The 11,388-nt window shown below is 73.6% G+C and carries 12 protein-coding genes; 11 read left to right on the top strand and 1 reads right to left on the bottom strand.

Annotated features, from left to right (window positions below):
- Window positions 1-60 precede the first annotated feature (60 nt).
- Together OHL10_RS04890 and hisF are read left to right on the top strand one after the other, a co-directional pair.
- Complete coding sequence (locus tag OHL10_RS04890; RefSeq protein ID WP_265521067.1) at window positions 61-978, top strand: FKBP-type peptidyl-prolyl cis-trans isomerase; 918 nt, start codon at window positions 61-63, stop codon at window positions 976-978.
- Between the two features lie 49 nt (window positions 979-1,027).
- Window positions 1,028-1,798: an imidazole glycerol phosphate synthase subunit HisF gene (hisF, locus tag OHL10_RS04895; protein ID WP_265521068.1), complete on the top strand. Its 771-nt coding sequence runs from the start codon at window positions 1,028-1,030 to the stop codon at window positions 1,796-1,798.
- A gap of 18 nt (window positions 1,799-1,816) precedes the next feature.
- Here hisF and OHL10_RS04900 read toward each other — a convergent pair whose 3' ends face one another.
- Entirely contained in the window at window positions 1,817-2,455 is a 639-nt protein-coding gene (locus tag OHL10_RS04900; RefSeq protein WP_265521069.1) for a TIGR03085 family metal-binding protein, read from the bottom strand.
- Between the two features lie 208 nt (window positions 2,456-2,663).
- On the opposite strand from OHL10_RS04900, the gene OHL10_RS04905 reads away from it, so the two are divergent.
- The 9 genes from OHL10_RS04905 (at window position 2,664) to trpC (ending at window position 11,305) form a co-directional block, all read left to right on the top strand.
- Window positions 2,664-4,541, top strand: a complete 1,878-nt coding sequence (locus OHL10_RS04905) for an ABC transporter ATP-binding protein (RefSeq protein ID WP_425498970.1) — start codon at window positions 2,664-2,666, stop codon at window positions 4,539-4,541.
- Window positions 4,538-6,436: an ABC transporter ATP-binding protein gene (locus tag OHL10_RS04910; protein ID WP_265521070.1), complete on the top strand. Its 1,899-nt coding sequence runs from the start codon at window positions 4,538-4,540 to the stop codon at window positions 6,434-6,436. The genes OHL10_RS04905 and OHL10_RS04910 overlap by 4 nt, the downstream gene beginning before the upstream one ends.
- Window positions 6,437-6,488: 52 nt before the next feature.
- The gene (gene hisI, locus OHL10_RS04915) at window positions 6,489-6,935 is read left to right on the top strand and encodes a phosphoribosyl-AMP cyclohydrolase (RefSeq protein ID WP_425498959.1); all 447 of its coding nucleotides are present in this window, start codon (window positions 6,489-6,491) and stop codon (window positions 6,933-6,935) included.
- Window positions 6,932-8,521 carry an anthranilate synthase component I gene (locus tag OHL10_RS04920; RefSeq protein ID WP_265521071.1) on the top strand — a complete coding sequence of 530 codons (1,590 nt, stop codon included), beginning with the start codon at window positions 6,932-6,934 and terminating at the stop codon, window positions 8,519-8,521. The genes hisI and OHL10_RS04920 overlap by 4 nt, the downstream gene beginning before the upstream one ends.
- Complete coding sequence (locus tag OHL10_RS04925) at window positions 8,518-9,084, top strand: Trp biosynthesis-associated membrane protein (protein WP_265521072.1); 567 nt, start codon at window positions 8,518-8,520, stop codon at window positions 9,082-9,084. The genes OHL10_RS04920 and OHL10_RS04925 overlap by 4 nt, the downstream gene beginning before the upstream one ends.
- Window positions 9,085-9,148: 64 nt before the next feature.
- Window positions 9,149-9,415 carry an HGxxPAAW family protein gene (locus OHL10_RS04930; RefSeq protein ID WP_265521073.1) on the top strand — a complete coding sequence of 89 codons (267 nt, stop codon included), beginning with the start codon at window positions 9,149-9,151 and terminating at the stop codon, window positions 9,413-9,415.
- On the top strand, window positions 9,412-9,888 hold the full coding sequence (locus tag OHL10_RS04935) for a DUF4190 domain-containing protein (RefSeq protein ID WP_265521074.1): 477 nt from the start codon (window positions 9,412-9,414) through the stop codon (window positions 9,886-9,888). Before OHL10_RS04930 ends, OHL10_RS04935 begins: the two co-directional genes overlap by 4 nt.
- Before the next feature lies 1 nt (window position 9,889).
- Window positions 9,890-10,324, top strand: coding sequence for a DUF2752 domain-containing protein (locus OHL10_RS04940; RefSeq protein ID WP_265521075.1), 435 nt, complete (start codon window positions 9,890-9,892; stop codon window positions 10,322-10,324).
- 168 nt (window positions 10,325-10,492) lie between these two features.
- The gene (trpC, locus tag OHL10_RS04945; RefSeq protein ID WP_265521076.1) at window positions 10,493-11,305 is read left to right on the top strand and encodes an indole-3-glycerol phosphate synthase TrpC; all 813 of its coding nucleotides are present in this window, start codon (window positions 10,493-10,495) and stop codon (window positions 11,303-11,305) included.
- Window positions 11,306-11,388: the final 83 nt, after the last annotated feature.

The raw sequence follows: 11,388 nt of genomic DNA on the forward strand, positions 1-11,388 counted from the left end.
CATCCTGTGTGCGGTCCGAATCCACGGACGCCACCCGTCCACCGACCGACCGGAGGTCCAGTGCGTCGCCCGCCCGCCGTCGTCCTGACGACGATCCTCACGGCCGCCGTCGCCCTCGGCGCCGCGGCCTGCGCGCCGCCCCCGGACGAGGAGCCGGTGCCCGCGAACACCGCCGTGACGGTGACCGGCACGTCGGACGAGCCTCCCTCGTTCGAGTACGCGACGCCTCTCGAGGTGCCGGAGCCACGGTCCCAGGTCGTGTGGCCGGGGACCGGTGCCGTGCTGGCGGAGGGCGACGCCGTCCTGCTCAACATGTACGCGCAGGACGGCCGGGACGCGGGAGTCCTGCAGAACACCTTCGTCGACGCGCCGCTGCCCTTCATGCTGACCGCCGAGGGCCTCGGCGAGGGCCTCGCCGAGGCGCTGGTCGGTCAGCGCGTGGGCGCCCGGGTGCTCTACGTGGAGGAGGACGACGGTGTGCCCGTCGTCCTCACCGTCGACGTGCTGCCCTCCCGGGCCGACGGCGAGCCCGTCGCGCCGGTCGAGGGCGCCCCCACCGTGGTCCGTGCCGAGGACGGCGCACCGACCGTCACGGTGCCGCCGGAGACGACGCCTCCCGGCGAGCTCGCCGTCCAGCCGCTCATCCGCGGGCACGGGCCGCAGGTCGAGGCCGGGCAGGTCGTCACGATGCGCTTCACGGGGGTGAGCTGGGAGACGGGGGAGGTCTTCGACTCCACCTGGGGCGAGGGTTCGGCGCCCATGTCGACGATGATCGGCATCGGGCAGGTCATCGAAGGTCTGGAGCTGGGCCTGCTCGAGCAGTCGGTCGGCAGCCAGGTGCTGCTGGTCGTCCCGCCGGAGCTCGGTTACGGTGGCACGGCCTCCCCGCTCGCCGAGTCGACGCTGGTGTACGTCGTCGACATCCTCGACGCCCACTTCCCGGTCGTCGACGAGGGCGCCGTCGAGGAGGACGAGTGAGCGTCCGCCGGGGCACAGCCACGAACGTGAAGAGGATGGTCGAGAGCACATGACGGTCGCGGTCCGAGTGATCCCGTGCCTGGACGTCGACGCCGGGCGCGTCGTCAAGGGTGTCAACTTCGAGAACCTGCGCGACGCGGGCGACCCGGTCGAGCTCGCTGCGCGCTACGACGCGGAGGGCGCCGACGAGCTCACCTTCCTCGACGTGTCGGCCTCGTCCGGGAACCGCGAGACGACGTACGACGTCGTGCGACGCACGGCCGAGCAGGTCTTCGTCCCCCTCACCGTGGGCGGAGGCGTGCGGACGCCCGAGGACGTGGACCGTCTGCTGCGCGCGGGAGCGGACAAGGTCGGGGTGAACACCGCGGCGATCGCCCGGCCGGAGCTCGTGGCCGAGATCGCCGACCGGTTCGGCAGCCAGGTGCTCGTGCTGTCGGTGGACGCACGGCGGGTGACCGGCGACACGCGGACGGACTCCGGCTTCGAGGTCACGACGCACGGCGGTCGCCGGGGCACCGGCATCGACGCGGTGGCGTGGGCCGAGAAGGTCGCCGAGCTCGGTGCGGGCGAGATCCTGCTCAACTCGATGGACGCCGACGGCACGACCGCCGGCTTCGACCTCGAGATGTTCGCCGCGGTGCGCTCCCAGGTCCGCGTCCCGCTCGTCGCCAGCGGAGGGGCCGGGACTGCGGCGCACTTCACGGCCGCCGCGCAGGCGGGCGCCGACGCCGTGCTCGCCGCGAGCGTCTTCCACTTCGGCACCCTCACGGTCGGTGACGTCAAGGCGGACATGCGGGCGGCCGGGCTCGTCGTCCGCTGAGCGCTCTGTCGAGCAGCCTCAGGCGGGCGCGACCGCGCGCAGCGCGTCGACGTCCGCCGGCGCTCCGTCGAGCGTGACGTCGGCGCGGGCACCGCGGCCGAACGCGTGCAGCAGCAGCTCCCCGGGGCGCCCGGAGACGACGACGGACCCGTGCCCTGCGCGCGGGCGGCGCACCTCCCGGCGCGGTCCGCCCGGCACGGCGAGGACGACGCCCGCGGGGGAGCGGCGGTAGGCGAGCCGGGCCGCCTGGGTCAGACGTCCCCACAGCGCTCGTTCGAGACCGTGCTCGAGGTCACGTGGCACCACGTCGCCGGCACCACGGCGGACGTCCTCGGTGTGCACGAAGTACTCCACGGTGTTGATCTGCTCACCCGCCCAGGACCACGGGCTCCACGCCGGCGGCGGGGTCGCGAACCGGGCGACGAGCTCGCGGTAGCCGGCGTCGTCGACCGCCGCGACCGCCTCGAAGTGGCGCTGCGCACGCCCGCGCAGTCCCGGGGTGACCAACGCCGCCGCGAGCCAGGGCGAGCGCTCCCGCAGCAGGACGTGCGCCGCGAGGTGCCGTGCCTGCCACCCCTCGCACAGGGTCGGCGCGTCGGGGTCGTGCTCGGTGAGGGCGGCGGCCAGCGCCGCGCGTTGCGTCTCGTGCCAGGCCATGGCGCCATGCTCGCACGGCTCATCCTGTCGGTGCCGTATGAGAAGATCGCGATACCGCCTATCAGGAAGACGAGGTTCGTCCGTGCCTGTGCCAGGGAGCACACATGACCGCGCACACCATCGGACCCGGAACGGCACCACCCCCGCCGCGACGTCCAACGACTCGTCGGCGACCCGTGAGGGCAGGACCCGCCCCGGTGGTCACGGGCTGACCGGTTCGCGGCTGCGACGCTCCGCCCAGCTGATCGGACGCGGCCTGCGCGCCGAGTGGCGGATCTACGTCCTCGCGATCGGCTCGTCCGCGCTGTTCGGCGGCGTGACGGTCCTGATGAGCCAGGCGATCGGCCAGGTGACGGACTCCGTGGTGGTCCCGGCGCTCGCGGGCGACGCCGAGGCGCGCAGCCGTATCTGGGTCGCCGGGCTCGTCCTGGCCGGCATCGCCGTCACCCTCGCGCTGACGGTCGCCGCACGACGGGTCTTCGCGGGCTACGGCTTCGCGAACCTCCAGGCGCGCCACCGCACCGCGGTGACCCACCAGTACCTGCGCCTGCCCATGTCGTGGCACCGGGCGCACCCCACGGGTCAGCTCCTGTCGAACGCGAACTCCGACGTCGAAGCCGCGACCGGTGTGTTCAACCCGCTGCCCTTCGCGCTCGGGGTCGTCGTGATGATCGTCGTGGCGGCCGTGATGCTGTTCCGCGTCGATGTCTGGCTGGCGTGCGCGGCCCTGGTGGTCATCCCCGTCGCGATCGTGGTCAACGTCGTCTTCCAGCGCTACATGTCACCGGCGATCACGCGTGCGCAGCAGCTGCGCGCGGAGGTCTCCGACGTCGCGCACGAGAGCTTCGAGGCCGCGCTGCTCGTCAAGTCGCTCGGGACCGAGGACCGCGAGGAGCGCCGGTTCGCCGCCCGCGCCGACGAGCTGCGGGCCGCGAACGTGCGGGTGGGCGTGGTGCGGGCCTTCTTCGACCCGGTCATCGAGCTGTTGCCGTCCCTGGGCACGCTCCTGGTGCTCGGTGTGGGTGTGGTGCGGATCGCGTCCGGGGACGTCGCGACGGGCGACGTCGTCACGGCGGCCTATCTCCTGACGGTCATGGCCGTCCCGGTCCGAGCCTTCGGCTGGGTGCTGGGGGAGCTGCCCCGCGGGCTCGTCGGGTACGAGCGGATCAGCCGGGTGCTCGACGCCGGCGGGATCCTCGAGCCCGGCACGGTGCACGTCCCCGCCGGCGGGGCGGGCGCACACGTGCGCGTCGAGGGAGTGGGCGTGGACGTGCGCGCCGGTGGCCGCACCATCACGCTGCTCGACGGCGTTGATCTCGACCTCGCGCCCGGCAGCACCGTGGCCGTCGTCGGCCCGACCGGCGCAGGCAAGACGACCCTCGTGTCGTTGCTGGCGCGGCTCTCGGACCCGACGCGCGGCCGCGTCCTGCTCGACGGGGTGGACATCCGGACCGTGCGGCCGGCCGACCTCACCTCCCGGGTCGCTCTCGTCGCGCAGTCGACGTTCATCTTCGAGGACTCCGTCCGCTCGAACGTGACCCTCGCCGACGACGGGGAGGCCGGGGCGCCGTCCGACGAGGCCGTGTGGGCCGCCCTGCGCCTGGCCAAGGTCGACGAGGTCGTCGCGCACCTGCCCGGCGGGCTCGATGCACCGCTCGGGGAGCGGGGAGCCAACCTCTCGGGCGGCCAGCGCCAGCGCCTGGCCATCGCCCGCGCGCTCGTGCGCTCCCCGCAGCTCCTCGTTCTGGACGACGCGACCTCGGCCGTCGACCCCCGGGTCGAGCAGCAGATCCTCGCCGGGCTGCGGTCCGGTACGGAGCGTGGGGTCGCCCAGCCGACCGTCGTCATGGTCGCCTACCGGATGTCGAGCGTCGCGCTCGCGGACGTCGTCGTGCACGTCGAGTCCGGCCGCGTGGTCGACGTCGGCACCCACGACGAGCTGCTCGCCCGCGACGCCGGCTACCGCGCGCTGGCCACCGCCTACGCGCAGGAGGCCGACCGCCGCGCGGCCGCGGCCGAGGACGAGATCGACGAGCCGCACGGCATCGTCGAGGACGACCGCGCGACCGAGGAGGTGGCCGAGTGAGCACCGCGGCGAACGTGCGTCCGGCGCACGAGGAGGTCGTCGAGGACGCGACAGGCGCGCGGATCGCCTCGGCGAGCGAGCTGGGGGTCTTCGCGACGCTGCGCCGCGGCGTGCAGATGTCCCCGCAGATCCTCGACGGCATCTGGGTCACCCTGCTCCTCGCCGTCGCGGCGGCGCTCGGGCGGGTGGTGGTCCCGATCGCGGTCCAGCAGACGCTCGACACGGGGATCCTGCCCGAGGACGGACCGGACACGGGGCGCGTCGCGCTGCTCGTGGGCGTCGCCGCGGCCGTGCTCGTCGTCGCCGGGCTGTGCTCGGCGTTCGTCAACGTGCGGCTGTTCCGCTCCACCGAGGCGGGCCTGGCAGCCCTGCGGGTGCGGGCGTTCCGCCACGTGCACGACCTGTCGGTCCTCACGCAGAACACCGAGCGCCGCGGTGCGCTCGTCTCCCGCGTGACGAGCGACGTCGACACGATCTCGCTGTTCGTGCAGTGGGGCGGCATCATGCTGCTCGTCTCGATCCTGCAGATCGGCGTCGCGACCGTCCTGATGTCGGTCTACTCCTGGCAGCTGACCCTCGTCGTGTGGGCATGCTTCATCCCGCTGTTCCTCGTGCTGCGCCCGGCGCAGCGCCGCGTCAACGTCGCCTACACGGCCGTGCGGGCGCGGGTCGGCGCGATGCTCGGCGCGATCTCGGAGTCCGTCGTCGGCGCCGAGACCATCCGCGCCTACGGTGCCGCCGGGCGCACCGGCCGGCGCATCGACGCGGCGGTGGAGTCCACGCGCTCGGCCATGGTCCGCGCGCAGAAGCTCGTGGCGCTCGTCTTCTCCTCGGGCGTCCTCGTCGCGAACCTCGTGCTGTCGGTCGTCGTGGTCGTCGGCACGATGCTCGGGATCGGCGGGGGCCTCAGCACGGGCGAGCTCGTGGCGTTCCTCTTCCTCGTCCAGCTCTTCACCGGTCCGGTGCAGATGGCGACCGAGATCCTCAACGAGCTCCAGAACGCCGTGGCCGGCTGGCGACGGGTCCTCGCAGTGGTGGAGACCCCCGTCCAGGTCGCCGACCCCGGCCCCGGCGGCGTGCGTACCCCGCGCGGACCCGCCCACGTGCGCCTGGAGGGTGTGCGGTTCGCCTACCCGGGCGGACCCGAGGTGCTGCACGGGGTCGACCTCGACTTCCCGGAGCAGACGTCGGTCGCGGTCGTGGGGCAGACGGGCTCGGGCAAGACGACCATCGCCAAGCTCGTGACCCGCCTCATGGACCCGACCGCCGGGCGCGTGCTGCTCGACGGCACGGACCTGCGCGAGATCTCGGGCACGAACCTGCGCGAGCGGGTCGTCCTCGTTCCCCAGGAGGGCTTCCTCTTCGACGGCACGCTCGCCGAGAACATCGCCTACGGCACCCGGGGAACCGCTCTCGGGGGCGGGGACAGAGCCGAGAGCGCCGACGGCGCGACGACCGTCACGCCGGGCAGTGCTCTCGACGACCGGATCGTCGAGGCCGTCGCCGAGCTGGGGCTCACCGACTGGGTGGCCGACCTGCCCGACGGGCTGCGCACCGACGTCGGCCAGCGGGGCGAAGGGCTCTCGGCAGGCGAGCGCCAGCTCGTCGCGATCGCGCGTGCCTACCTCGCCGAGGCGGACCTGCTCGTGCTCGACGAGGCGACCTCGGCGGTGGACCCCGCCACGGAGGTGCGCATCGCCCGGGCTCTCGACTCGCTCACGGCCGGTCGGTCGACCATCACGATCGCCCACCGCCTGTCGACCGCCGAGGCCGCGGACCTCGTCGTGGTCGTCGACCAGGGGGAGGTCGTGGAGGTCGGACCGCACGTCGAGCTCGCTCGCGCGGGCGGCGTCTACGCGGCCATGCACGCTTCGTGGGTGGCCCAGACCCGATGACCCGACCTGGACCGTGCGACCAGGGCCGCGCGAGATCTGGCAGGATTCTCAGGTGCCCGACTCCGTGAACCCCAGCGACGTGAACCCCAGCGACACCACCGTGCTCGACCCGCAGGTGGCGTCCCGCCTCACGCGCGACGCCGCAGGTCTCGTCGCCGCGATCGTCCAGCAGCACGACACCGGCGAGGTGCTGATGCTCGGGTGGATGGACGACGAGGCCCTGCGCCGGACACTCACCACGGGCCGGGTGACGTTCTACAGCCGGTCGCGCCAGGAGTACTGGCGCAAGGGCGACACGTCCGGTCACACCCAGTACGTGAAGTCCGTGGCGATCGACTGCGACGGCGACGCGCTGCTCGTGCGCGTCGACCAGGTCGGGGCGGCGTGTCACACCGGAACCCGCACCTGCTTCGAGGCCGGCGGGCAGCTTGCCGTCGTCGAGGGCCACCGCCCCGCGGCAGCGGTGTCGGCTGATCACACCGAGGAGGAGCACCAGTGACGCAGGAGAGGTCTGCCGGTACGGCGGTACCGGCCACCGGACCGGCTGTCCCGCCCGGGGGTCCGGCCTGGGGGCAGACGTGGCCCTCGGCACCGGAGTTTCGCGCCCTCGCCGCGCACCGCCGGGTCGTGCCCGTCGTCCGGCGTCTCCTGGCCGACGACGTCACCCCGGTCGGGCTGTACCGCACCCTCGCGCAGGGCCGGCCGGGGACGTTCGTCCTCGAGTCCGCGGAGGTCGACGGCAGCTGGGCGCGCTACTCGTTCGTCGGGGTCGCGTCCAGGGCGACGCTGTCGTCCGAGGGCGGCCAGGCCCGGTGGACCGGGGACGTGCCCGCCGGGGTGCCGGTCTCGGGCGACGTCGTCGACGTGCTCGAGCAGACCCTCGAGGTCCTGCACACACCGGCGGTCGAGGGGCTCCCGCCCCTGACGGGCGGGCTGGTCGGGGCCGTGGGCTGGGACATCATCCGGCACTGGGAACCGACCCTGCCGTCGCGCGCCCCCGACGAGCTGGGCGTGCCCGAGCTCACGCTGTGCCTCGCGACCGACCTCGCCGTCGTCGACCACCGCGAGGGCAGCGTCTGGCTCGTCGCGAACGCGATCAACTTCGACGACACCGACGAGCGGGTCGACGAGGCGTACGCCGACGCCGTCGCGCGCCTCGACCGGCTGCAGGCGGAGCTCGTCGCGGGCGGGACGCACGTCGTCACGGTCGCCTCCGACGACCCGGAGCCCGAGCTCGAGTTCCGCTCGACGCGGCAGGAGTTCGAGGACGCGGTCCTGGCGGGCAAGGAGGCCATCCGTGAGGGCGAGGTCTTCCAGGTGGTGCTGTCCCAGCGCCTCGACCTCGACTGCCCGGCCGAGCCGCTGGACGTCTACCGGGCGCTGCGCACGATCAACCCCAGTCCGTACATGTACTACTTCCAGCTGCAGGACGCCCTCGGCCAGGACTTCGCCGTGGTGGGGTCCAGCCCGGAGACGCTCGTCAAGGTGACCGACGGCCGGGTCGTGACGTTCCCGATCGCCGGGTCACGCCCGCGAGGCGCGACACCGGAGGAAGACGTCGCCCTCGGGGAGGAGCTGCTCGCCGACCCCAAGGAGCGCGCAGAGCACATCATGCTCGTGGACCTGTCGCGCAACGACCTCGTCAAGGTCTGCGAGCCGGCGACGGTGGAGGTCGTGGAGTTCATGGCGACCAAGCGGTTCAGCCACATCATGCACCTGTGCTCGACCGTCGTCGGCACGCTGCGCCCCGGGGCGAGCGCCCTGGACGCGTTCCGCGCGACGTTCCCCGCGGGCACCCTCTCGGGGGCGCCCAAGCCGCGGGCGATCGCCCTCATCGACGAGCTCGAGCCCGCGTCGCGCGGCATCTACGGCGGCACGGCGGGGTACTTCGACTTCACCGGCAACATGGACATGGCGATCGCGATCCGCACGGCACTCATCCGCGGCGGCCGGGCCAGCGTGCAGGCCGGCGGTGGGATCGTGGCGGACTCCGTCCCTGCGCTGGAGTACGCCGAGTCCCGCAACAAGGCCGCGGCTGCCGTGCGGGCCGTCCAGCTGGCCGCGCGGCTCCGGAGCCTGCCATGACGCGTGCACGGTCCGTCCTCCTGCTGCTGGCCCTCGGCCTCGCGGCGCTGGGCGCTGCGGCGCCGACCTGGCTGACGACGTCGGGCGCGTCCGTCCTGGACCCAGACGTCGCGGTCACGCTCACCGGCACCGACGCCGCACCCGGTGTCGCGGCCGGGGCCTTGGTGCTCGCCGCGGCGGCACTGGCGCTGGGCCTCGTCGGGCGGGTCGGGCGCTGGGTGGTCCTCGCCGTGGCGGCGGCCAGCGGCGTCGTCGTCGGTGGGTCCGCGGTCTCCTTCCTGCTCGACCCGGACGGCCCCGCCCGCTCGGCAGTGGCGCAGGTGACCGGGGTGACCGAGGCGACCGGCCCGGTGGAGGTCACCGTCTTCCCGGTGCTCGCCGCCGCCCTCGGGGCGGTCGTGGTCCTCGCGGTCGTTGCGGTCGCCCTGGCGTCGCGGCGGTGGACGCAGGGCTCCGCGCGCCACGAACGCGGGTCCGCTCCGCCCGCCGGGCAACCGGCCGACGAGCAGGCGACCTGGGACGCCCTGAGCAGGGGAGAGGACCCGACCGGTCCCGCGAGGTGACCGGCTCCCACCCGAGACCAGTCCGATAGGCTGAGCGCACATCGTTACGAAAGGCACAACCGTCATGGCCGAGAAGAACCCGCAGCCCACCGAGGTCGCGTACCTGCCCCCGTCAGCACCCCCCACCAACCACGGGCACACCGTCGCCGCGTGGTTCACGATGATCGGCATCATGGTCGGCTCGCTCGTCGCGGCGATCGGCGTCGTCATCGCGGCGGTCTGGCTCTTCTGGGTCGGGATGGGAGTGGTGGCCGTCGCGCTGGCCGGCGGGGTCGTCCTGCGCAACATGGGCTACGGGCAGCAGCTGCCCGCCGAGGCGGACAAGTCGTGACCTACCCACCCGTGCCGGGTGCGGGTGACGACGAGCCGAGCAACCCGTACGGCACGCCGCCGCGCGACGGCGACGTCCCGCCGCAGACCGGCGGCTACCCGGGGTCGGCGCAGTACCCCGGCGCGACGCCGTACCCCGGGGCGACGGCGTACCCAGGGGCCGGCCCCTACCCGGGCGGCCCGGCGGGCTACGGCGGGTACTACCCGAAGAACTCCCTCGCCGTGTGGTCGCTCGTCCTCGGCATCGTGTCGATGCTGGTCTGCGGGCTCTTCACGGGGATCCCCGCGGTGATCCTGGGGCACAACGCGAAGCGGGCCGTCGCCGAAGGCCAGGCCGACAACCCCGGCATGGCGACCGCCGGGATCGTGCTCGGCTGGGTCGCGATCGCCCTGTCGGTCCTGGCCGTCTTCGCGATGCTCGCGTTCTTCCCCGCCTTCCTCACCACGCTGGAGATGAGCAACGATTTCTCCTGACGTGCTCGTGGCGGGTCCGGCGGCCGCGCAGACGGCCCCGCGGGGGCTGCGCGGGGCCGCCGCCCCGCTCGTACTCGGCGCCGTCACGGCTGCCGCGACCGTCTACGTCGCGCTCGTCGACCCGAACCGCCCGGGTCACTACATCACGTGCCCGCTCCTGAGCCTCACAGGCTGGTACTGCGCCGGCTGTGGTGCGCTCCGCGCCACCCACGACCTCGCGCATCTCGACGTGGCCGGAGCCTGGTCGATGAACCCGCTGTGGGTGCTGCTGGCTCCGCTGCTCGTCGTCGGGTGGTTCGCGTGGGTCGTGCGCGCGTGGCGCGGACGCTCCGGACGAGGCCTGCCGATGTGGAGCGCGTGGGTCCTGCTCGGCGTGCTGGTCGGCTACTCCGTCCTGCGCAACGTCCCGGCCCTCGCGCCCTGGCTGGCGCCCTGAGCGGACCGGCCGCCCATCTCGCGTGCTGGCACGTGGTCATCGGCTGCCGTGAGCGGCTCTACGATGGCAGGGACCCCTTGTCAATGGTTCGGTGAGCACCGGCGCACAGCGTCTGCCGCGAGCCGCTGTCGGACGGGGGGCGGTGACGAGCACGGGGAGTGATGGACGATGACCGTTCTGGACGACATCGTCGCAGGTGTGCGCGAGGACCTCGCGGACCGCGAAGCGACGACCTCGCTGGACGCGCTCAAGGAACGTGCCGCGCGCGTGCCCGGGGCTCTCGAGTGCCTGAGTCGCCTCAAGGCCGACGACGCGGTCGCGGTGATCGCCGAGGTCAAGCGGTCGAGCCCGAGCAGGGGAGCGCTCGCCCCGATCTCCGACCCGGCGTCCCTGGCGTCCGAGTACGAGAAGGGCGGCGCCGCCGTCATCTCCGTGCTCACCGAGCAGCGCCGGTTCAACGGCAGCCTCGCCGACCTCGACGCCGTGCGGGCGAAGGTCGACATCCCCGTGCTCCGCAAGGACTTCGTGGTGACGCCGTACCAGGTGTGGGAGGCCCGCGCGCACGGTGCGGACGTCGTCCTGCTCATCGTCGCCGCCCTCGAGCAGACCGTCCTGACCTCGCTCATCGAGCGGGTGCACTCCCTGGGCATGACCGCGCTCGTCGAGGTCCACACCCTCGAGGAGGTGACGCGGGCGCTCGACGCCGGTGCGCGCGTGGTCGGTGTCAACGCCCGCGACCTCAAGACCCTCGAGGTCGACCGCACCACGTTCGCCCGCCTCGCCCCGGCCATCCCCGACGAGATCGTGCGCATCGCCGAGTCGGGCGTGCGCGGGCCGCACGACGTCATGGACTACGCACGATCGGGGGCGCACGCCGTCCTCGTGGGCGAGGCGCTCGTGACCGACGACGCCCCGCGCGCCTCGGTCGCCGACCTCGTGGCGGCGGGTTCGCACCCGTCGCTGCGCGCCGTCCGGCACTGACCAGCAGGCACCGAACGGCGCGACGGGCACCGACGGGCTCGCACGGACGACCCTGCCGACCATCCGAGCGCCTATCCGAGCTG

Origin of the sequence: Oerskovia flava (assembly GCF_026163685.1) — a bacterium.
In the GTDB taxonomy this organism is placed as follows: domain Bacteria; phylum Actinomycetota; class Actinomycetes; order Actinomycetales; family Cellulomonadaceae; genus Oerskovia_A; species Oerskovia_A flava.

Bases quoted from the DNA above. Each gene is read 5' to 3' on its own strand.
- OHL10_RS04900 (WP_265521069.1), bottom strand. From the start codon at position 2,455: ATGGCCTGGCACGAGACGCAACGCGCGGCGCTGGCCGCCGCCCTCACC.
- OHL10_RS04930 (WP_265521073.1), top strand. From the start codon at position 9,149: ATGGCCGAGAAGAACCCGCAGCCCACCGAGGTCGCGTACCTGCCCCCG.
- OHL10_RS04925 (WP_265521072.1), top strand. From the start codon at position 8,518: ATGACGCGTGCACGGTCCGTCCTCCTGCTGCTGGCCCTCGGCCTCGCG.
- trpC (WP_265521076.1), top strand. From the start codon at position 10,493: ATGACCGTTCTGGACGACATCGTCGCAGGTGTGCGCGAGGACCTCGCG.
- hisF (WP_265521068.1), top strand. From the start codon at position 1,028: ATGACGGTCGCGGTCCGAGTGATCCCGTGCCTGGACGTCGACGCCGGG.